This is a genomic window from Rhizobium sp. TH2, assembly GCF_024707525.1.
Classification (GTDB): domain Bacteria; phylum Pseudomonadota; class Alphaproteobacteria; order Rhizobiales; family Rhizobiaceae; genus Rhizobium_E.
In genome coordinates this window covers 2703030-2723583 of sequence record NZ_CP062231.1, presented here as the reverse complement: position 1 = coordinate 2723583, position 20554 = coordinate 2703030, and the positions used below count along the sequence as shown (strand labels likewise).

The following is a 20554-nucleotide window of genomic DNA, read 5'->3' as shown; positions in this document are numbered from 1 at the left end:
CAGTAATGTATGGAGAAGTCGGCAGCAAGGAGTAACCAGAGATGTTCAAGGCCGGGGCGATCGCGCTCGTGATTATATCAATCCTTCATCTCGTCATGCTCGGTCTCGATGCAACGGAATACGTGGGTCACTGGCTCGATGGCGGTCTTTGGACGTGGGAACATTGGCGACCGGTCGCGCGGCAATCGGAAGAGCTCGTGAAGAGTGGCTTCGCCTTCTGGTCGACGATCGGCAGCGCCGCCGTGCCGATGTTGCTGCTCGGGCTCTTCGCGCTCTGGTGCGACCGGCGGGCCATGCCGCAGCCGCGTCTGGTGTTCGCCGGCTTCTTCGCCTGGTCGCTGCTGCTTCTTTTGCTGATGCCAACCAGTGGCTTCTTCGCGGTGGCGCTGGCTGGCGCGGCGCTGGTCTGGGGCGAGCCGCGGGGCGGATGGGCGTGAAAATGCGATAAGCCCATGCGCGCAAGGCGATGGCACACATTGCCATTTTGATGGGCTGCGCGCGTCCATTGACACGTCTGCCGGGGATCACGCCCCTGGTTTGCCGGATTTTCCTTTGCCGCGTTTGCGGTCGTTGGGATCCTCGTAGCTGCCGACGCCCGGCTTGGCGCGGAGGATGGGGCGGTAGCCGTCGTCCTTCGGCAATGATCCCTCGCCAGACGTGACCGGCTTTTCCGGTAGCGGGCCGCTGGCGAGTGGCTTTTCGGTGCGGCGGACGGTCATTTCGTCGAGGTCGTTCTTCTTGAACAGCGACTGGCCGCGCGGAGCGGGCTCGGCGATGTCCCGACCCATGTCGTCAAGCGTCGGCTTGCGGAACAGGGGCGTCGCCATATCGGTGCCGGGACCCATGTCGTCGAGCGAGGGCTTGGCGAAGAGGGACTTGCTGCTCTCCTTCGCCCTGGTGCCCCTGCCTTCAAGTGAGCGGGCTTCGTCACGTGCCAGCGGATCGTCCATGGTGGCGAGTTCGACGGCCTTGAGGCGCTTGATTTCGTCGCGGATGCGGGCGGCGGCCTCGAAATCGAGGTTGGCGGCGGTGTCGCGCATCTGTTTTTCCAGCGCGTTGAGATGGGCCTGCATATTGCCGCCGACAAGCTCGTTGGCACCGCCCTTGACGCCCTTGACTGATATGTCGGCGCGGACATGGTCGCGTTCGTAGACACTGTCGAGGATATCGGAAATGCGGGCCTTGACGCTTTCCGGCGTGATGCCGTTGGCGGTGTTGTAGGCAACCTGCTTTTCGCGGCGGCGCGAGGTCTCGTCCATCGCGCGCTCCATTGAGCCGGTGATGTTGTCGGCATAGAGGATGACCTTGCCATCGACATTGCGCGCGGCGCGGCCGATGGTCTGGACGAGCGAGGTCTCGGAGCGGAGAAAACCTTCCTTGTCGGCGTCGAGAATGGCGACGAAGCCGCATTCCGGGATGTCGAGACCTTCGCGCAGAAGGTTGATGCCGACGAGGACGTCGAAGGCGCCGAGGCGCAGATCGCGGATGATCTCGATGCGCTCCAGCGTGTCGATGTCGGAATGCATATAGCGGACGCGGACGCCCTGCTCGTGCAGGTATTCGGTGAGATCCTCCGCCATGCGCTTGGTGAGCACGGTGACCAGCGTTCGGTAACCCTTGAGCGCGGTCTCGCGGATCTCGCCGAGCACGTCGTCGACCTGGCTGCGGGCGGGGCGGACCTCGACCGGCGGATCGATGAGGCCGGTGGGGCGGATGACCTGTTCGGCGAAGACGCCGCCGGACTGTTCCATCTCCCATTTGCTGGGGGTCGCCGAGACCGCGACGGTATCGGGGCGCATCGCGTCCCATTCCTCGAAGCGCAGCGGGCGGTTGTCCATGCAGGAGGGCAGGCGGAAGCCGAATTCGGCCAGCGTTGCCTTGCGCCTGAAGTCGCCGCGATACATGCCGCCGATCTGCGGCACGCTGACATGGCTCTCGTCGATGAAGAGGATGGCGTTGTCGGGGATATATTCGAACAGTGTCGGTGGCGGTTCGCCGGGCTTGCGGCCGGTGAGGTAGCGAGAATAGTTCTCGATCGACTGGCAAGAGCCCGTGGCTTCGAGCATTTCGAGATCGTAGCGCGTGCGCTGTTCGAGGCGTTGGGCTTCGAGCAGTCGTCCAGCCTTTTCAAGTTCTTCGAGGCGGAACTTCAACTCTTCCTTGATCGATTTGATCGCGGAATTGAGCGCAGGGCGCGGCGTCACATAGTGCGAATTCGCATAGATCTTGACCGACTTCATGTCGCCGGTCTTCTTGCCGGTCAGCGGATCGAATTCGGTAATCGCCTCGACCTCGTCGCCGAACATGGTGATGCGCCAGGCGGCATCTTCCAAGTGGGCGGGGAAGAGTTCGATCGTGTCGCCCCGAACACGGAACGAGCCGCGCTGGAAGTCCATCTCACGGCGCTTGTATTGCTGTGCCACGAGGTCGGCCAGCAACTGGCGCTGGTCGAGCCGGTCGCCGACCGAGATCTGGAAGGTCATGGCGGTATAGGTCTCGACCGAGCCGATACCATAGATGCAGGAAACCGAGGCGACGATGATGCAATCGTCGCGTTCGAGGATCGCGCGGGTGGCGGCGTGGCGCATCCGGTCGATCTGCTCGTTGATCGTCGATTCCTTCTCGATATAGGTGTCCGTGCGCGGCACATAGGCCTCGGGTTGGTAATAATCGTAGTAGGAGACGAAATACTCGACCGCGTTGTTGGGGAAGAAGTTCTTGAATTCGGAATAGAGCTGGGCGGCCAGCGTCTTGTTGGGCGCGAGGATGACTGCGGGGCGCCCGGTGCGGGCGATGACCTGCGCCATTGTGAAGGTCTTGCCGGAGCCGGTGACGCCAAGCAGGACCTGGCTGCGCTCGCCGGCTTCCAGGCCGTCGGTGAGATCCTTGATCGCGGTCGGCTGGTCGCCGGCGGGCTGGTAGTCGGTGACGAGGTCGAAGGCGATGCCGCCTTCCGACTTGTCCGGCCGGGCAGGGCGGTGCGGCGTCCAGATCTTGCCGTCCTTGAACAGCGGATTGCCGGATTCGATGAGCTTGGCAAGAGCATCGACCGTCGCGGTGACAGCGCCGGAGGCGAGGTTGTCGATGCTTGATGCCTCGTCATTGGCGGCGACGCGCTGCTTGTTGCGGGTCGCACTTTCCTTGTTGAGGCGCTCGGCGTCTTCAAGCGAAATATCGAGGCCGGCGACCGGGTTGAGGCCGGCGGCGGCGCGGGTGCGCGGATCGTTGGAGCCGCCGAGCGAGCCGCCACGGGCGGAGCGCTTGTCGCCGACCTGGCTTTCGCTATGCTGGCGCGCGGAATTTTCCACCGCCTTGCGATGCTTGCCGGCCTTGGAGCGGATTTCGCGCATCGACTCCGTGCGCGACTGCTGTTCGGCGTCGCGTTCGAGCTGCTTGACCCAATCGGAAACGCTGCCCGAAACGGGCGCACCTTCGAATGGGGCTTGGGGAGCTTCTTCGAAGCCGGCTGGTGCGTTCTTCGGTGCTTTTGCCATGCCCCGATATATGGCAAGGGAATCGAATAAAATAAAGGCCGCGAGCGTCGGAAATGGGCGGTGACGCTGACAATTCCTGTCAGCATTGATGACAGAATCTGGCAGTGGCTGTCGCGAACCGAACTGATGGGGACCCTCGCATGGAGAGTATGAAAGATCCCAACGCCTATATGCCGGGTGAGGCTGCCGTCGCGGAGATCAAGCGGCATATCGACGAATACAATCGTGACCGGCCCGGTGTCTACCAGAGCTGTGTCAATATGGCCTGGCTGGCGATGATCGGCTATGCCGCCGCTGGTCTTTTCGTGGTCTATGTCGCCTACCAGATGGACGAGCGCGGCAAGGTCGTCGGTTTCGTGCTGGCCCTTGTCGGTGCGGCAGGGTTCTGGCTATGGCGCCTGGTGTGGCAGCCGCTTAGGGATCACCAGCTTTCCCTTCGCTACCGGCTTTTTCCCGAGGTGTTCAGGTTCATCGATGGCTGCCAATACAGCGCAGGCATGGAACCCGGTTTTCTCGATGATCTCAAGCGGTTGAAGCTTGTTACGTTCACATCGACCGAGAATGACGACCTTATATCCGGCACGCATGACGGCATGGGTTTCGAGCTTGTCGAGACCAAGCTGGTGACCGGCAGCGGCAAGAGCCGTGAGGTCCAGTTCGAGGGGCTGATTTTCCATTTCAAGCTGGAGAAGGAATTTCCGGGCTTGCTGGTCGCCGCCAAGCGTAGCAGCTGGTGGCAGCGGTCGATAAAGGAAATGTGGCGCACCGGCCCGATCGACGAATTGCTTTCGGGCAATCGCCAGCTTGACGAGACGCATGATTTCCGCAGCAACAACCATCGTGACGCACGCGCACTGATCGCCGGCCCGATCACCTCGGTGCTGACCTGGCTGGGCAATGAATGGCATGGCGGCGAGGTGAGCATCGCGCTGTCCCATGGCGACGGCTACCTGATGCTGCCGTCGAAGCAGAATTTCTTCGCATTGCCTGATATGCAGCACAATGTGCATTACGAGAGCGACGTGAAGCCACTGGTCCGCGAAATGGTGATGCTGCTCGCAGTGGCGCATGTGGTGCGGCGGGTAGGCTGAAATCCGACATCCTGGATAAGCTACCTGCTGTTGATACATACGACCATATTAACAAATTCGAATAGATCGCCGAATAAACCGTCCTTTCAAGTCGTCTACGTCTTTGAATAGATGCCGTAACATGCCGATGGGACATTTTTCGTTGCGTTGCAGCAAGTAAAAACCGCTTGCATGCTGTAGATCATTCGAAAATCGGTAATAGTGTCGGAGATAATGCTTCGTAGCACTGGTTTTCTAGGTGTCTGTAGACGACGCTACACCAATCCAGCGGTTGCTAAATTCTTTGACACTCCTATTGTTAGGAATGTCTAATGGAGGATTGTAGGCATGCGGGAAACCCTGGTATTCGAATTGCCCGTCAAACGATCCGGTTGGCACAACCTTCCCCTGAAAACCTGCCTCCACGGCATGGCGGCAGGCGCGCTTCTGGCATTGATGCCCATGGATATGACGTCGGCGGATTGGCTTTCCTCCGCTTCGGCACAATCAGAGCAGGAGCTGACGCAACCCGACAGCAAGCCGCCCGGCGTGCGCAACGATGCGCGGGCGGTCAAGAAGGATGTCAAGAAAGATACCAAGAAGGACGTCGATGATAACGGGCAGCCTGAGGACGTCAGTGCCGTCGTCGACCCATTGCCCGCGATCGACGTTCCGCCGGAACCTGCCGGCATGGACGAGAAGCCGGTGAAGAATGCCGCGAAGGACAAACAACCGGTCGAAGGCGATGACGCCGGACCGGCGGACGACGATGCGGCAGCCAAGGATCCGCCAGCCGAGGACGATGCCGCGGCCAAGGACCCGCCGCCGGATGACGAGGCGACAGGGCAGGTGGACGACCAGGCCGCACAGGCACCGCAGCAGACCGAAGTGGTCGATCCGCTGCAGCCCGGTGAAGCCGTCGTCACGCGTTTTTCGCATACGACCGATGGAACGGACGCCGACGGCAAGCCGATCAAGGTCATCGACCTGACCGGCATTTCGGCCAGCATCATCGATATCCGCAATCCCTCCGAGCCGCCGATCGGCCAGCATTGGCTGGACGAACCGCAGCGCATGTTCGTGACCGCAAGCGATGTCGGACAGGTGTTCGGAGTCGCAATCGCGCAGCGCGAGGGCGAGACCGGGCCGACGATCTTCCTCTCCGCCACGGCGGCCTATGGCCTGCATCGCATGGGCAAGGACTGGATGGAAGGCATGTGGGGCGCCGGCGGCGGTCCGGGCACCATTTACCGGCTGAGTGCCGCCAATGGCTACAAGCCCGAGAAATTCGCCGATATCACTCTGGACGGCCGCGAGAATTCCGGCGCGGCGCTGGGCAATATTGCCTATGACAAGGTGCATGACCGGCTGTTCGTCTCGGACCTCGAGACCGGCATGATCCATGTTCTCGACGCTGCCACCGGCAAGGACCTGGGCACGTACGACCATGGCGCCGACGGACGTGTAGGCTTCCTCGATGTGTGGAGCCAGCAGCAGTTGACGCTCGATCCCGTCAGCTTCGATCCCGCCAGTTCGGCCGATATCGAGGGTTGCGGTGACGGCTTCACCAGCAATCCGGCATGCTGGAACCTCGCTGATTTCCGCCGCCGTGTCTGGGGCCTGAAGGTCCGGACCGACGAGGCGGGCAATACGCGGCTGTTCTATTCGGTCTGGGGCAGCGATGCCTTCGGCAATCCGGATTGGGCAAAGGCCGGCGACGACCGCCGCAATTCCGTCTGGTCGGTGGCTATAACTGCTGATGGCGCCGTCGACACGACGACGATCCGGCGTGAATTCTTCATGCAGGCGTTCTGGCCGAGCGAACCCGGCTTCGGCAACAAGGCCGGCAATAGCAATCCGGTCTCGGACATTTCCTTCCCGGAATGCACGCCGCAGAACACCATGCTGGTCGCCGAGCGCGGCGGCATGCGCAATCTCGGCCTCGAAACGCCCGAAGCGTTTGCGCGGCCCTATGAATCGCGCGTCCTGCGCTACGAGGTCGGGCAAGACGAGATCTGGCGTCCGAAGGGCCGCTATGACGTCGGTTTCCACGACCGCGCCAGCAACGAAGGCGATCCCGCAATCTTCGCCAATGCGGCGGGCGGCGTGGATTTCTCCTACAAGATGGATGAGAACGGCCTGCCCGACACGACCAAGCCATCGCAATCGGTGTGGATGACCGGCGACGGCCTGTGCTCGCCGCTCGGCCCCTGCAACGACAAGGTCAAGGGCGAAGGCAGCGACAAGAGCGAAGTCCATGGTCTGCAAGGTTCGCCGTTCGACGGTATCGTGCCGCTGGACACCATGGTCCAGGCTTCCGCCGATCTCGGGGCTCTGTTCCGCTCCTATATGATCGACACCGACATCAATACCGATGAGGATGGCAAGCCGGTTGCCGAGGAACTGGAGCGCAACGACGCCACCAAGATCGGCGACGTCGCGATCTACCAGGTCTGCCAGGCGGCCGAGCCGCTTCCGGCAATGGATGTTCCGCCGGAGGGTGACGGCTATGTCGAGATCGCGGATCCTCCGGCCGAGGACTATCCTGTCCATACGCTGCGGATGAGCCACAACAAGTGGGCATCCACCAGCCATCGCGTCCGCTCGTCCTGGCACTATCGCAATGGTTCGTGGCACGATTCCCGCCGGTCATGGCACTGGCGCGACGGTTCGTGGCATCAGCAGAAGCGCTCGTGGCATCGCCGCCACGGTTCGTGGCACGATCGCGAGCGCTCGTGGCACTACAAGTCGCGGTCCTTCCACAGCAAGCGCCAGACCTGGAGCGACGATCACTGGAAGGGCAGATCCTATCACAACAAGCGTCGCAGCTGGGATAACGATCATCGTAAGGGAAGATCTTATCACGTGAAGCGCCGGAGCTGGGACGACGATCACCGCAAGGGCCGCTCGTACCACTTCAAGGGCCGGACATGGGGCGACGACGATCACCGCAAGGGACGCTCGTATCACTTCAAGGGCCGGACCTGGGGTGATGGTGATCATCGCAAGGGCAGGTCGTATCACAACAAGCGTTTGAGCTGGGATGACAACAAGCCCGATCACCGCAAGGGCAGATCCTATCACGTCAAGAAGAGGACGTGGGGCGGTGACGACGGACCGGTGCATCTCAAGCGCAAGTCGATGCATGTGAAGGGACGAAGCTACGGCAAGCCCGAACATTCGCGCCGGCGTTCGATGATGAACGACGACAAGCCGAAGCATCTGAGAAGCCGCAGCCGCCACGACCAGGACGTCAATGTCCATACAAAGCGCGAGAGCCGGGCGGCGCACGACGACAAGCCGCGGCACACCCGTAGCCGTAGCCGTGCCGACCAGGACGTGGATGTGCATTCAAGGCGTGAGAGCCGCGCCAAGCAGCAGCACGACGACCAGCCGCGACATTCGAAGCGGGAGAGCCGTGGCACGCAGGAACACATAAACCAGCATTCGAGGCGCGAGAGCCGTGGCACGCAGGAACACATAAACCAGCACTCGAAGCGCGAGAGCCGTGGTGTCCAGCACCAGGACAACCAGAACAACGAGCAACAGCACGGCAGACGGCGCAGCATGATGCAGGGCGGCGAATAACAACCGCCCTCATCCCGAACAATTGAAACCCAGTGCAGAATGACAAGGACATCGGCATGAGAATCTCGTCCTACGCAACGTGGCTCGTGCCGCTGTCCGCCCTTCTCCTCACCACGCCCCCGGCGCTCGCCGGGACCACGGTGCAATACAACAAGGATTATGTAGAAGACGCGATAAAGGCGCCGGAATTTGCCATCGACGACAAGATGGCGGTTCTCGACACCGTGCTGGCGGGCCTGCCCGACAAGGTGACGGTCTACCCGACCGAGGGCTACTTCTACTTCTCCTTCCACCACAAGGGCATCAAGTACGGCGGCAACCTGCGCTTCGACATCGCCGACCGCGACAAGGGTGTCCTGCATTTCAACTATTTCAAGGACTTCACGCTCTGGCAGCGCGACGAAAGCGGCTTCAGCGCCGAACTCGGCAAGAAGGAAGGCGTGATCCTGACGAAGGCCGGCAACCTGCTCTATGATCTCGAATACAAGGGCAAGAAGGTTCAGTTCCAGATGGCCGATCTCTCTGGTGTCAAGCCGCCCGCGGACGCCGTCCAGCCGGGCGAGACCTTTATCGGGCCGATCTTCGACGAATCCGCGATCCGATTCTTCCTTATTTTCAACGAGAGCCAGAAGACCTTTCATTACATCCTGGACGAGACAGTACCGGTGGCCGAACAGTTCGACATGTCGGAGGTCTCAGACCGGATAACGATCGGCATCCGCACGGGCTATGCTTTCTATGACGACCGTTTCGCCAACCGGAAAATCCTCGTCGGCATCAACCAGTACAACACGTCGATCAACAATTACCTCGATGGGCCCTTCGACCAGTTGCCGGACAATTTCATTGTCGGCGATACGCTGAAGAATGCGATCCTGGCCGCAAGCCCGGACCGGGCAGGGCAGATCGACCGCTTCGGCAATTCGCCCGACGGAGAGACGCGCTACCTGATCGCGCCCTACATGCAATACGAGGAGCAGAGCGAGTTAGGCACGATCGCCGACTGCGCGGCTACCGAGAAACTGCCGGTGTATTACAGTTGCTTCTCATTCGCCGAGGCGCCCGGCGACGACCAGGCTGAAGATCCCAACGCCGATCCGAATGCGGCTGCGGACCCGAATGCCGAGGACAGCGACAAGCCCGCGGATGACAAGGCCGAATCGGTCAAGGACGACCCGGCGGCGAAGCCCGCGAAATAACTCACCAAGTGTAATTTTGGATTGCTTTTGTTGGAGCCCTTCGGGGCTTCAATTGACTGAACAGTGGACTTCGCCGAGCGACTGCACGGGCTTGTTTTCAGCCGTGACCGACGGATCGCCCATCACGGCGCAGCGTGTCTTGCCGAAATGAATGGGCTTGAAATGCACCATCGGCTGGCCGTCTATCTTGACGGAGGATATGATCTCGTAGGTGTCGGGCGGGCAATTGACGACATCGGAAAGGCGTAACGCCGGCTTGCCACCGATCATCACGGTGCTGCTGCCGGTCAGCGCGCAGCCCGGAAGATCCTGCGCCTGGGTCAGTGCAGGCGCGAGAGCTGCGAGGAGGAAAATGGTCATTCTCGTGATCAAGTCAGTTTTCCCCGGCGCTTCGAATCGTCAATGGTTCAATCATCGAAGGCTCCACCTCCACATGACAATGTCATCCCTTTCAATGGAAGACGTTTCAGAAGCCGGATCGATTGAAGCGGTTGCGTCTATTTCTATGCTTGCGGCAAAAGTTGGCGATCTGTATAGACGATCCGCCAGGGGGACTCCATGGAGAAAAGCCAAGATATCGCAGGTTCGCACATCGCATTCGACATTCCGCTCAAGGGCACGCGCACCTATATTCACAGCACCAACATGCTTTCGCAGTTCATAAAACGGTTCTCCCTGGAAGGGCCGGTGAAGATTGAATTCAGGCGCATGATCCACCATCCGATCTATCTGAGCGAGGATTCGCCCGATCACACCGATCGGGCCGGCAAGTTCTCGTTTCTCGATGGAGACACATGGAAGACCTACGGCATATTCATCGACGAGAGCCGGGCCATCACGGGGCATCTGCCCGACAACGAGCCGGAAATTCAGGCGGCGAGCACGATCGGGGACGATACGGCGACGTGTGGGATTGACCGGCCGGCGAACTTCATCGATACGATCGTCGCGCTCAACAAGGTGCTAGTCGGCCGCCATTCTCCCGGCAGGAAGGCGATTTTCAGTCAGTTGACGCTGGATGCTATTCCCAAGGGTGGAACAGTCGGCGTCAATCTCGTCAAAAAACTCGGCACCAAGATCTTCATGTCCGACGTTGTCTGGAACGGCGACAAGATCGGTAGTCTCACATTCATGGCGGTGTAGCATGCTCGGAATTCAGGCCATAGGCACGTATCTGCCGGCGCAGCGAAACGGCAATGCGGAACTCGCCGAGAAATTCGGCTTCGCCGCCGATTTCCTGGAATCGAAGATCGGTGTCTTCTCGACGAGCGTCAAGGAAGAGGGCGACGAAACCTCCGACATGGCGCTGAAGGCCGTGCGCAGTCTGCAAGCCAAGCTCGGTGAGAGCTTCGATCTCGCCTCCGTCGAATGCCTGGCGCTCGTAACCCAGAACCCTGATGGCTACGGGTTGCCCCATACGTCGGCGATCCTGCATGGCAAGCTCGGCCTTTCGGCGCGCTGCTTCGCCTTCGATATTTCGCTTGGATGCTCCGGCTATGTCGCGGGCCTGGCGATCATCAAGGGCTTCATGCAGACCGCCGGGTTCAAGACCGGCTTGCTGGTCACCGCCGATCCCTATTCGAAGGTGATCGACAGGGAAGACCGCAACACGGTGCTGCTTTTCGGTGATGGCGCGACTGCGACATTGATCAGCGAAAGCCCGGTCTGGGAAATCGGCGCCTTCGACATGGGCACCGTCGGCGAGACCTGCGAGGCTCTCATCGTCCGGGATAACGGAAAGCTGGAAATGAACGGCCGCGCCGTATTCGACTTCTGCGCGACCCAGGTTCCGGGCAGCGTGACGCGCACGCTGGAGGCCAACGGCCTCGGCATCGACGACATCGACCTCGGCGTGCTGCATCCCGGCTCGAAATATATCGTCGATACGCTTGCCAAGCGCACCAAGCTGAAAAACATCGCGCGCGGCGTCGAGACCTATGGCAATACCGTGTCTTCGTCGGTTCCGCTGCTGCTCGAGAATGTGGCGCCGGACACGACGAAGTGCATTCTGATCAGCGGCTTTGGCGTAGGCCTTGGCTGGGCTACAACCATCTTGAGGAGTACATTATGAAAGCTGAGATCGAAACGACCATTCGCGAAATGCTGGCCGAGGTCAAGGAAGGCCTCGACTACAACAATATGTCGCTCGACCGCGAGTTTGGCGAAGCCGGTCTCGATTCTCTCGATGTTGCCTCGCTTCTGCTGGCCGTCCAGGAACACTATGATGTCAATATCGACGACGACAAGGTCGACGAACTGGACACGCTAGCGAAGCTTATCGACCACATTGCTGCGAACAAGGCTGCCTAAGACCCCCAATTTCAGGTTCAAGCCATTGCTATCGGAGGAGGGGATCTCCTCGGGGCGAAAGAGATTACGGATTACTGATGGACGACGCCTCCAAGAAAAAGAAACGCTCGCCTTTTCAAAACCTTAAGAAGGGGGATATGAGGGCGATTTTCGCGTTCTTCGAGAACCCTCAGGTCGATTACCCGGCGCTGCAGGCGATGATTGAGGATCGTTTCGACGACGCGCCGATCCTCTTGAAGATGTGCGAGCGCTTCGCAACGACCATGCAGAGCATCGATGCCGGCGAGGTGCCGGAGGTGGACATGCAGTCCATGATCGCCAAATCGGTCATGAACATGATCATCAACCTGGGCCGGATCTCGGCTGCCAGGATTTTTCTAGCCGCGTGTCGGAAGAAGTTCTCGGAAAGCTTCATGCCGGAAGCCGTTTCGATGCTGATGCTCACCGGGCTCGACATCGACAGGCTCAAGATCGTCGACAGACCCTGGCTCGATTATCAAATATACGACCGTGGGGCAGAGACGACCATCATCATGATGTGCGGCAATTCGCACCGGTTCGGCGTCGAACTCAACGCAGTGGCGGTCTGGCTCGAGTCACTGCAGGCCAATCTCATTTATATGAGGGACTACAATTTCAGCCTTTATCTCGCCGGGGTGCGTTCGATAGGCGACATGGAACAGTCCGTCGCGCGCATCAAGCACGATCTTGGCGAACTGGGCACCAAGCGGCTCATCCTCATGGGCAGTTCCGGCGGCGTGTTCGGCGCATTGAATTACGGCCAGCAGCTGAACGCTGACCTTGTCCTGTGCTTTGCCGGCCCGACTTCGCTATACGCCGGCCAGATGGAGGCGGCCGAGCGGCCGTCCTATCTGAAGATCCAGAAGATGATCGAAGACGGCGTTATCGACGAGCCCGATATGCGCGCCGCCTATGAGAAGAGCGACACCCGCGTGCGCTACTTCTATGGCGCCGAATACGAATTCGACAAGGCGCAGATACCGACCCTCGGAGGCCTGCCCAATGTCAGCATCGAACCGCTTGCGGACTGGCCGAAGCACATCGTCATTGCCGAAATGGCCCAGCGCAACATGCTGATGGGCATATTCGAAGACGCCGTGAACGGCCCCCGCTAAGACTCTAACCGCGCAGAAAGCCCTGCGATTTCAAATCGAGAGATAGGCCGGGGAAGACTTTCGAGGTCAGGTCACCGGCCGAGACGTCGAACTGGCTGTGAAGCAGCGATGCTGCGATCTCGCGCACATCGGCTGTCGGCATCAGGTCGCGGCCTTCGAACAACTGATCCTCGCGCAGCCCCGGCCACTTGCCGTATATCTTGCCGCCGCGCACCGCGCCGCCGGCTATGATCGCCAGCCCGCCGGTGCCGTGATCGGTGCCCTTGGAGCCGTTCTGGCGCACGGTGCGGCCGAATTCGGTCATGGCGAGCACGGCGGTCTTGCTCCAGATATCCGGGCCAAGCTCCGTCTTCAACGTCGTCAGTGCGGCGACCAGCCCCTTGAGCGGCTTGCGGAAGATGTTCTTCTGGCCGATATGGGTGTCCCAGCCGCCAATCGAGAAACTCGCGAGGCGATAATCGCCTTTCAGCATGCCGGCGGTGAGTTTCGCGATCCCGGCCGGATTGGCGGCGCGGGCATTGGTGCCGAATATGCCGTCGGAATCCTCGTCGGTGTTCATGGCCTCGGCGAAGACCTTCGAGAAGGCCGGATCATTGCCATAGAGGCGCCTGAAGAAATCCAGTTCGTCGGGTTCGATCGCGAGATCGGACTGGGTGGACCAGGTATCGACCGGGTTCGGGCCGCTGAGAATGAGTTCGGCCGAGGTGTTGACATCGATCGCCTTGCGGCTTTCGGAACGCGGGATGGTTGCCAGTGCGCGATTGAGCCAGCCGGTATTGACGTCGGAGACATCCTGGCCGCCGGTCTCCAAAACATCCTGGCCATCGAAATGGCTGCGCTGGTCGCGATAGGGGGTCGAGACGGCATTGACGAAGCCGAGTTCGCCGCTCTTCCACAGCGGCAACAATTCCGCCGCCTCGCCATGCAGGCCGAACTGGCCATCGAGATCGATCAGGCCTGACGACGGATCGAGCGCCAGTTCGGGGCGATACGATTTCAGCATCGGATCGGCGTAGGGCTGCAGCAGGTAGAGGCTGTCGAGCGCGCCGCGCAGCACGATGGTGACGAAGCGCTTGTCGCCGGGCACTGCCGCAAAGGTGACCGGTGTGACCAGCGGCGAGGCGGCAACGCAGCATGCGGAAGCGAGGAATGTGCGCCGGCTGAGGAGAAATTCGTTCATGGACAAGTTCCTTCAGCGACGGTTGAATTCGGGCGAGGCGAGCAGCAGCGACAGGCCGGCCTGGCGGCTGGGCGCCTGCGCCACGACATCAAGCGTGTCGTCGCGGGCGGCATCGAGCAGGACCGTGCGGGCAAGGACGAGTGGTTCGGAACGGGATCCCACCTTGGCCGCGACGTTCTGCGCCCACGCGATCCGGCCGGTAAGCTGGCTGGTGGATATCCAGGCGTCGAAATCCTCCTCGGTGCCTTCCGGGCTCGGCGGCTCCCAGACGGCCTGGCCGAGCTTCTTGGCGGCACCGACAGTGAGGGGATTGGCCAGCGGCCTGATCTTCTGCCGTTCGCGTTGCTCCTGGCGGTTCTCGGCCATGTCTTCGCGGTCCATGCGCTTCTCGACGCGTTTCTTGCGGCGTTCAGCCATTTCGGGCGTGATCGCCATCATCGCATTGTCATCGTCGTTGTTTTCGGCGTCCGGCCGTACCGGCTGGGCGAAGGCGCTTTCCGCAAGACCCGCCGCGCGCAGGCCGGTGACGATATAGTCGTAGGGCTGGCGTGCCTTCTCGCCGGGATTTTCCCAGGCGGCGGGATGGTGCAGCATGGCGGAGTAGACGGCGGTCAGGTTGCCGTCGGACGTGGTCCAGGCATCGATCATTGCTTTGACCAGAGGCTCCGGCGGCGTGTCGGCAATGAAGTGTATCGCAAGCTTGCGACAGATATGGGGGGCGGTCTGGGGCGCCGCGGCGAGATCGGCCAGCATGGCGTGGGCATCCTCGATGGAACGCTTGCCGCCGCCATAGGCCTTGCCGAGGACCTTGACCTCGATCGGGCCCGGTTCGGCGAGGTTCTTGCGAAATTCGGTGCGGCCGTTGTTGCGATCGATGGTCAGCCCGGTGAGTACCAGGGACGTTGCGCGCACATCGGCCTGCGTATAGCCCGAGCCTGCGCCGAGCGTATGCAATTCGAGCAATTCGCGGCCGAGATTTTCGTTGAGGCCACGCTCGGAATTCTGGCCGCGCCGGGAATTCGGGCCGACGGATTTGACCTGGTCGAGATAGGTCAGCATGGCGGGGTGGGTGATGGTATGGCGCAACAGATCGGTGAAGGTGCCGGCCAGATGCGGCCGTATCGCCTCCGCCTCGTAGAGCGACGTGTAGAGATACATCGGCCGGCGCTTGCGCACACTGACCGAGAAATGATCGAACCAGAAGGTGGCGAGCCGCTCGTAGAAGCCATTGGGCGAAAACACGGATTGGGCGACCCTGGCATGCTGGTCGCGGCCGCAGAGATTGAAGACCTGCTTGCGGAGCGGGCGGACGGCGAGGCGCCTGGCTTCACGATCCCGCGGAATATCGGCCATCTGATCCTGGTAGTCGCCGATCGTTTCCCAGCGGCCCTTGATGCCTTCCTCTGGAAACCGCAGCGTTTCCTTTTGGCCTCTAGCGATCTGCGCGAGCAGGGCATCGGCACCGTCGGGCACGGGCTCGCCCGGCCGGATGCCGTAGCCGAACCGTATGGCGCTCATCGCTGGTTTCGACAACGTCATGACGTGCTCCCTGGTATCGCGCCGGCATCATCGCTCACGAATCCGGCGCATTTCCGATTAGCAAGCCGCTTATGAACGGAATATGAAGGATGCACCCAGCGCGATCAAGGCAAAGCCGATCACGTGATTGATCGTGATCGCTTCCTTCAGCCAGAAGACCGAGAAGATCGCGAAGACGCCGAGCGTGACGACCTCCTGGATGGTCTTGAGCTGGGCTGTGGAATAATAGGCACTGCCCATGCGATTGGCGGGGACGGCGAGGCAATATTCGAAGAATGCAATGCCCCAACTCGCCAGGATGGCGAGGAAAATGGCCGTGCCCTTGTGCTTGAGATGGCCGTACCAGGCAAACGTCATGAAGACGTTCGAGGCGACGAGCATGACGATGGGGGTGATCGGAAGAAGCTTGGCGGCGGTGAACATGGAAATCCCGAATCTGACGTGAGTGACCGGCACGATTGGGGCGCAATCATACGCCGGTCAAGCTGGCGTGTAGCCGATCCGTCCGGCCACGCATCAGGGTTAATCCCCTATTGCAATCAGTGTGCGAGAAATCGCACCGTTGATATTTACGGGTGCAAAGTGAGGGTAGGCTCTTCAGCTTTGCTTATTCAAGCCGCGCTATTGCCTCACGTGAAGCTATTCTCCTGGGGCGGGGACGGGGCCAATGGACGCGCAAAGCGCAAGACCTGAAGACCATGACCACTACGCCCGCCTGCGCGCCGCGCAGGCCGAGAGCGTTCTGGGCAATATCGCGCTGACATTGGCGTCGAATATCTTCGTTGCCGTGACCACCACGGGGATAATCTGGTCGAGCACCGAGGATGCTTCGATCCTGTCCTGGCTCGCCCTCGTGATTTCGCTGAGTGCCGCGCGCTTCATGGTGCTCGAGCGCATCATGCGCCTCGGGCTGCATCAGACCCGGCCCGATGCCGTGCTGAAATTCCTGACGGTCGCTGCCCTAGTCAGCGGCATTTCCTGGATGCCATTGCCGCTTCTCTTTGCGGCATCGGACGGCGACTATATCGTTTTCGTCATGGCCGGGACCGCCACGGGCGCGATCATACAAAGCCTCTCCTATTGGCGCAGCGCCATCGCTTTCGGAGCGCCTGTCATGGGCGCCACGCTCGTTTCGATGCTGATGGAGAGCAGCACCGTCAGCAATTATCTGCTCGCCCTGAACGTGGCCTTGCTGACATTGATGCTGTTCCGGGCAAGCGTGCTCAGCGAGCGCGCTTTCGTGCGGAGCCAGAATGTCGCGATGCGGACCACGCAACTGGCCCAGTCGCTGGCGGTGGCCAACACCGAGATCAACAAGTCGAGCCATCGGCTGGAGCATCTGGCCAATACCGACGTGCTGACGGGGCTCGCCAACCGGGCGGTGTTCAACCGTCGCATGGAAGCGTTGTTCTACGAGGGCGGGCGGGAGCGCCGTGAGATTGCCCTGCTGCTGATTGATCTCGACAAGTTCAAGACAATCAACGACACGAGGGGACACCATGCGGGCGACACGGTGCTGAAAGCCGCCGCCACCCGGCTTGCGGCGCTTTGTGCGTCTGGGGACCTACCGATCCGGCTCGGCGGCGACGAATTCGCTGTGATCCTGTCAGGCCGGAACGCGGCAGCACGCGCAGACGATCTCGCGCGCCGGTTTATCGATGCCGCGGCGGAGCCCGTCTCGTTCGGCGGGACGGAGATCCCGATCGGTGCCTCGATCGGCATCGCCTGCGCACCGGATCACGCCGCCGATGAGGATGAGCTTTACGCCTGTGCCGATCTTGCGCTCTACTGCGCCAAGATCGAGGGGCGGCGTCGCTTGAAACTGTTCGATGGTGGCCTGAAGGGGCAGCTGGATTACCAGAGAGCGATCGACCGCGACCTTGGCGCGGCTTTGGCACAAGGCGGTCTCGATGTCCATTTCCAGCCGCAGGTCGATATGGCATGCGGCCGCGTCACCGGTTTCGAGGCACTCGTGCGCTGGTGGCATCCGGATATCGGCGCGATATCGCCACCAGACATCGTGTCAGCCGCGACCAAGTTGCAACTTTCCGAGAGGCTGACCGCCTATGTAGCGGAATGCGCCTGCCGGTTTATCCGGACGCTGGACAGGGCCGGCCACGCCGACGCTGTCGTCTCGATCAATATGTCACCGAGCGAATTCGATCTCTATTCGCCGGCGCTGATGCTGGGCGAGCTGGCAAGGCGCCACGGGATCAATCCCAACCGGATCGAGGTGGAGATCACCGAAGAGGCGATCCTCGATCCGCAAAAGGTCGAGACGGCGTTCTTCGAACTCCGGCGCGCGGGCTTCCGGCTCGCCGTCGATGATTTCGGCATGGGACATTCCTCGCTCGCCCACCTGATCAGCCTGAAGATCGACCGACTGAAGGTCGATCGCCACTTCGTGACCGGCATTTCGGCGAGCGCGCACAATCAGGCGCTGGTGGCAGCACTTGTCAGTGTCAGCCGCTCGCTCGATATGGAACTCGTGGTGGAAGGCGTGGAAACCGCAGCCGACGCCGAGACGCTAAGGATGCTGGGCTGCCGGATCGGTCAGGGCTGGCTCTATGGCAAGGCCATGCCCGAAGCGGAGGTGCTGACCTGGCTCAACCGGCATCATTCCAGGGTGAAAGCGGTGGCTTAGGAGACTTTATCCGGTCTTCACCGCCGTTGGATTCCCTTCCTTGTCCAGAGCCACCATCACGAACGTCGCAGCCGTGACCTTGTCCATGTGTGGCGTCAGGTAGCGTTGCGCCCAGACCTCGATGATCAGCCTGATCGACGACCGGCCGATCCGTTCGAGATTGGTGTAGATGCAGAGCGTGTCGCCAATCTTGACCGGCATCTCGAAGACCATCTCCTTGACCGCTACGGTGACCACGCGGCCATGGGCGATCTCGGCGGCACGGATACCAGCGGCGAGGTCCATCTGCGCCATGACCCAGCCGCCGAAAATATCGCCAGCGGCATTGGCGTCGCCAGGCATGGCGAGTGTCCTGAGCGTCAGTTCTCCGCCCGGGCCGGTCTTTTTCTGCATGCTGTTCTCAGTCTCCGATTCCGCCTACTTCTCGCATGTCGCGATCAGCTTTTCGAGAGCCTTCTTCGCGCCCTTGAGCGTGAATGTCGCGCTCGGCACCTTGCCCTTGACGTCAGCCACATCGACCTTTTTCTGGATCATGAGCGTGGAGATAAATGGATTGATTTCCGTCTCGGTCGCCATGGCGCCATCCATGTCTTCGTAGCGTGCGTGACGGGTGAACATTTCCTGGTCGAGCGAGAATTCGAGATCGGTCTCGAAATTGCCGTTGCCGGCCGGTGGGTAGTTGTCGGGCGCGACGGGGATGTAGCGGATCATCAACTCGCCCTTTGCGCCGCATTGGAGGGACAGTTGACTGACAATGTCGCCGCTGCCCGCACAGACGCGCGCCGTCATAACGGGACCGCCTTCATCTTCTTCCACGGCAGCGGTCCAGGCTTTGCAGTTCTCTGCCGCATAGGCTGGGGCCGACAGAAGCAGGATGGCGACGGCAACTGGCAATCTCATGGCGGTTCCTCCGTTGGCTGGATCAGGCTAAGGAGAAACGCGCCGGAGGCAAGCGATATTCAGAGATCAAGCGTCCCGAGGATGAAATCGGCGATGGCGATCGTGTCATCGAGATCGAAGACCGGGAGGTTGGCATCGTCCACCGGGTGATCGGCGGCGATGGCGCATATGTATGGATCGGTGGGCGCGAGCGGCGTCCGATTGGCGGCTTCGAGCCTTCGCGCCTCGATCTTCGGCACGGGCTCGCGCTTGTAGCCTTCGATCAGCACGATGTCGCACGGGGCGAGCCGTGCCAGCACTTCTTCCAGCGTCGGTTCCGGCGCGCCGCGCAATTCGTGCATGATGGCGTATCGGGTGCCGGAGACAAGGGCGACTTCATGCGCGCCGGCCTGACGGTGGCGGTAGGAGTCCGCGCCAACCTTGTCGATATCGAAATCGTGGTGCGCGTGCTTGATGGTCGAGACCTTATAGCCGCGTGCGGTGAGTTCAGTGACCAGCCGGACGGCGAGACCGGTCTTGCCGGAATTCTTCCAGCCGGCGATGCCGAAGATCTTGGGTGTGGTCATATGTCGTCCTGGAGTCAAACTTGAAAAAGAGATGATGATGGGTTATTTTTCAGGAGTGAGGATCGGGCTTTCGCCCGACCCTCTTTGCTAGATGCTGAATTGAACCCGGAGCGTGAATTGCCATCCAGTCCGGGTTCTTTTCATTTCCAGCGTAATGGAAATCGGTCGAAACCTCATTCGCATTACCTCCTGAAGTGAGACGAGGCTGTCGCCACAGCCGAAGGAGCCAATCCCCGTCGGTCGCACCTGATGGCAAGGCGCTGCTGCTTCCGTCCCAATCCCTCAATTGATTGCAACTTCCAGCATTTTTCTCGCGCGATCAAGATCATCGCGCGTATTGATATTGAAGAAGGGATCGAGCGGGCCGAACGGGGTTTCCATCAGGGCGAATTCCGTGACGTGGACAGGTAGGCCGGCGAGGAAGGCGCGTACCTTCAGCGTCGGCGGGGCTTTGAGCCAATCCGCCAAACGATCAGTCAGCGATACCGGCCAGAGGCCGAGCACCGGATGCATCCGGCCACCGGAGGCGGTCAGTGCGATATCGGCCGGACCTGAGAGTGTGGTGGTGAGCGTGTCTACCAGGTTGGTGGGGAAGAACGGGCCATCGACCGGGACCATCAGCACATGCGTCGCGTCGGGGGCATTCTCCCTGATGTGGGCAAGTCCAGCGTGAATGCCGGCGAGCGGACCGGGATGGTCGGCAAAGCGGTCCGGGAATGACAGGATGCCCGGAAGGGTGATCGAAGGATCGTTCGCGTTCAACGCGATCACGGTCACCTGGGGCGTTAAACGTGCCGCAACATGGTCGATCAGCCGGCCTTGGCCGAACGGCAGCAGCGCCTTGGGCTCGCCCATGCGAGACGATTTTCCGCCCGCGAGAATGACGGCGGGAAAGCGGGGTGGGGCGAGGGCAGCTTCCATTTCAGGC

General features: G+C 61.0%; 18 protein-coding genes. 9 read left to right on the top strand and 9 right to left on the bottom strand.

The window, feature by feature from the left end:
- Positions 1 to 41 precede the first annotated feature (41 nt).
- Complete coding sequence (locus tag IHQ71_RS13635) at positions 42 to 437, top strand: DUF6463 family protein (protein WP_258162477.1); 396 nt, start codon at positions 42 to 44, stop codon at positions 435 to 437.
- 87 nt (positions 438 to 524) lie between these two features.
- Here the strand turns inward: IHQ71_RS13635 and uvrB are convergent, their stop codons facing one another.
- The gene (gene uvrB / locus IHQ71_RS13630) at positions 525 to 3494 is read right to left on the bottom strand and encodes an excinuclease ABC subunit UvrB (RefSeq protein ID WP_258162476.1); all 2970 of its coding nucleotides are present in this window, start codon (positions 3492 to 3494) and stop codon (positions 525 to 527) included.
- Positions 3495 to 3634: 140 nt separating this feature from the next.
- On the opposite strand from uvrB, the gene IHQ71_RS13625 reads away from it, so the two are divergent.
- The 3 genes from IHQ71_RS13625 to IHQ71_RS13615 all read left to right on the top strand — a co-directional run bounded on the left by IHQ71_RS13625 (position 3635) and on the right by IHQ71_RS13615 (position 9351).
- The gene (locus IHQ71_RS13625; RefSeq protein ID WP_258162475.1) at positions 3635 to 4585 is read left to right on the top strand and encodes a DUF3137 domain-containing protein; all 951 of its coding nucleotides are present in this window, start codon (positions 3635 to 3637) and stop codon (positions 4583 to 4585) included.
- Positions 4586 to 4912: 327 nt separating this feature from the next.
- A complete protein-coding gene (locus tag IHQ71_RS13620) occupies positions 4913 to 8152 on the top strand; it encodes a hypothetical protein (protein ID WP_258162474.1) in 3240 nt (1079 codons plus the stop codon).
- 56 nt (positions 8153 to 8208) lie between these two features.
- Positions 8209 to 9351, top strand: a complete 1143-nt coding sequence (locus tag IHQ71_RS13615) for a hypothetical protein (RefSeq protein WP_258162473.1) — start codon at positions 8209 to 8211, stop codon at positions 9349 to 9351.
- Between the two features lie 48 nt (positions 9352 to 9399).
- Here the strand turns inward: IHQ71_RS13615 and IHQ71_RS13610 are convergent, their stop codons facing one another.
- Entirely contained in the window at positions 9400 to 9711 is a 312-nt protein-coding gene (locus tag IHQ71_RS13610) for a PAAR domain-containing protein (protein ID WP_258162472.1), read from the bottom strand.
- Positions 9712 to 9909: 198 nt separating this feature from the next.
- Between IHQ71_RS13610 and IHQ71_RS13605 the strand changes: the two genes are divergently transcribed.
- The 4 genes from IHQ71_RS13605 (at position 9910) to IHQ71_RS13590 (ending at position 12797) form a co-directional block, all read left to right on the top strand.
- Positions 9910 to 10494, top strand: coding sequence for a hypothetical protein (locus tag IHQ71_RS13605; RefSeq protein ID WP_258162471.1), 585 nt, complete (start codon positions 9910 to 9912; stop codon positions 10492 to 10494).
- Position 10495: 1 nt separating this feature from the next.
- Positions 10496 to 11422 (top strand): ketoacyl-ACP synthase III, encoded by a 927-nt coding sequence (locus IHQ71_RS13600; protein WP_258162470.1) that lies wholly within the window; start codon positions 10496 to 10498, stop codon positions 11420 to 11422.
- Positions 11419 to 11661: an acyl carrier protein gene (locus IHQ71_RS13595; protein ID WP_258162469.1), complete on the top strand. Its 243-nt coding sequence runs from the start codon at positions 11419 to 11421 to the stop codon at positions 11659 to 11661. Before IHQ71_RS13600 ends, IHQ71_RS13595 begins: the two co-directional genes overlap by 4 nt.
- Before the next feature lie 137 nt (positions 11662 to 11798).
- On the top strand, positions 11799 to 12797 hold the full coding sequence (locus IHQ71_RS13590) for a hypothetical protein (RefSeq protein ID WP_258162468.1): 999 nt from the start codon (positions 11799 to 11801) through the stop codon (positions 12795 to 12797).
- Between the two features lie 4 nt (positions 12798 to 12801).
- Here the strand turns inward: IHQ71_RS13590 and IHQ71_RS13585 are convergent, their stop codons facing one another.
- The 3 genes from IHQ71_RS13585 to IHQ71_RS13575 form a co-directional block, all read right to left on the bottom strand.
- Entirely contained in the window at positions 12802 to 13977 is a 1176-nt protein-coding gene (locus IHQ71_RS13585; RefSeq protein WP_258162467.1) for a DUF1501 domain-containing protein, read from the bottom strand.
- Between the two features lie 12 nt (positions 13978 to 13989).
- On the bottom strand, positions 13990 to 15516 hold the full coding sequence (locus tag IHQ71_RS13580; RefSeq protein ID WP_258162466.1) for a DUF1800 family protein: 1527 nt from the start codon (positions 15514 to 15516) through the stop codon (positions 13990 to 13992).
- A 69-nt stretch (positions 15517 to 15585) separates the two neighbouring features.
- Entirely contained in the window at positions 15586 to 15939 is a 354-nt protein-coding gene (locus tag IHQ71_RS13575) for a DMT family protein (protein WP_258162465.1), read from the bottom strand.
- A gap of 244 nt (positions 15940 to 16183) precedes the next feature.
- On the opposite strand from IHQ71_RS13575, the gene IHQ71_RS13570 reads away from it, so the two are divergent.
- Positions 16184 to 18160 (top strand): bifunctional diguanylate cyclase/phosphodiesterase, encoded by a 1977-nt coding sequence (locus tag IHQ71_RS13570; protein WP_258162464.1) that lies wholly within the window; start codon positions 16184 to 16186, stop codon positions 18158 to 18160.
- 6 nt (positions 18161 to 18166) lie between these two features.
- On the opposite strand, the gene IHQ71_RS13565 is transcribed toward IHQ71_RS13570, so the two are convergent.
- The 4 genes from IHQ71_RS13565 to mobA all read right to left on the bottom strand — a co-directional run bounded on the left by IHQ71_RS13565 (position 18167) and on the right by mobA (position 20547).
- Complete coding sequence (locus tag IHQ71_RS13565; RefSeq protein WP_258162463.1) at positions 18167 to 18553, bottom strand: acyl-CoA thioesterase; 387 nt, start codon at positions 18551 to 18553, stop codon at positions 18167 to 18169.
- A gap of 24 nt (positions 18554 to 18577) precedes the next feature.
- A complete protein-coding gene (locus tag IHQ71_RS13560; RefSeq protein ID WP_258162462.1) occupies positions 18578 to 19060 on the bottom strand; it encodes a hypothetical protein in 483 nt (160 codons plus the stop codon).
- A 59-nt stretch (positions 19061 to 19119) separates the two neighbouring features.
- Positions 19120 to 19626: a molybdopterin-guanine dinucleotide biosynthesis protein B gene (gene mobB / locus IHQ71_RS13555; protein WP_258162461.1), complete on the bottom strand. Its 507-nt coding sequence runs from the start codon at positions 19624 to 19626 to the stop codon at positions 19120 to 19122.
- 282 nt (positions 19627 to 19908) lie between these two features.
- Complete coding sequence (mobA, locus tag IHQ71_RS13550; protein WP_258162460.1) at positions 19909 to 20547, bottom strand: molybdenum cofactor guanylyltransferase MobA; 639 nt, start codon at positions 20545 to 20547, stop codon at positions 19909 to 19911.
- Positions 20548 to 20554: the final 7 nt, after the last annotated feature.

Coding starts and splice junctions, on each gene's coding strand:
- IHQ71_RS13635 (WP_258162477.1), top strand. CDS start 42: ATGTTCAAGGCCGGGGCGATCGCGCTCGTGATTATATCAATCCTTCAT.
- uvrB (WP_258162476.1), bottom strand. CDS start 3,494: ATGGCAAAAGCACCGAAGAACGCACCAGCCGGCTTCGAAGAAGCTCCC.
- IHQ71_RS13625 (WP_258162475.1), top strand. CDS start 3,635: ATGGAGAGTATGAAAGATCCCAACGCCTATATGCCGGGTGAGGCTGCC.
- IHQ71_RS13620 (WP_258162474.1), top strand. CDS start 4,913: ATGCGGGAAACCCTGGTATTCGAATTGCCCGTCAAACGATCCGGTTGG.
- IHQ71_RS13615 (WP_258162473.1), top strand. CDS start 8,209: ATGAGAATCTCGTCCTACGCAACGTGGCTCGTGCCGCTGTCCGCCCTT.
- IHQ71_RS13610 (WP_258162472.1), bottom strand. CDS start 9,711: ATGACCATTTTCCTCCTCGCAGCTCTCGCGCCTGCACTGACCCAGGCG.
- IHQ71_RS13605 (WP_258162471.1), top strand. CDS start 9,910: ATGGAGAAAAGCCAAGATATCGCAGGTTCGCACATCGCATTCGACATT.
- IHQ71_RS13600 (WP_258162470.1), top strand. CDS start 10,496: ATGCTCGGAATTCAGGCCATAGGCACGTATCTGCCGGCGCAGCGAAAC.
- IHQ71_RS13595 (WP_258162469.1), top strand. CDS start 11,419: ATGAAAGCTGAGATCGAAACGACCATTCGCGAAATGCTGGCCGAGGTC.
- IHQ71_RS13590 (WP_258162468.1), top strand. CDS start 11,799: ATGAGGGCGATTTTCGCGTTCTTCGAGAACCCTCAGGTCGATTACCCG.
- IHQ71_RS13585 (WP_258162467.1), bottom strand. CDS start 13,977: ATGAACGAATTTCTCCTCAGCCGGCGCACATTCCTCGCTTCCGCATGC.
- IHQ71_RS13580 (WP_258162466.1), bottom strand. CDS start 15,516: ATGACGTTGTCGAAACCAGCGATGAGCGCCATACGGTTCGGCTACGGC.
- IHQ71_RS13575 (WP_258162465.1), bottom strand. CDS start 15,939: ATGTTCACCGCCGCCAAGCTTCTTCCGATCACCCCCATCGTCATGCTC.
- IHQ71_RS13570 (WP_258162464.1), top strand. CDS start 16,184: ATGGACGCGCAAAGCGCAAGACCTGAAGACCATGACCACTACGCCCGC.
- IHQ71_RS13565 (WP_258162463.1), bottom strand. CDS start 18,553: ATGCAGAAAAAGACCGGCCCGGGCGGAGAACTGACGCTCAGGACACTC.
- IHQ71_RS13560 (WP_258162462.1), bottom strand. CDS start 19,060: ATGAGATTGCCAGTTGCCGTCGCCATCCTGCTTCTGTCGGCCCCAGCC.
- mobB (WP_258162461.1), bottom strand. CDS start 19,626: ATGACCACACCCAAGATCTTCGGCATCGCCGGCTGGAAGAATTCCGGC.
- mobA (WP_258162460.1), bottom strand. CDS start 20,547: ATGGAAGCTGCCCTCGCCCCACCCCGCTTTCCCGCCGTCATTCTCGCG.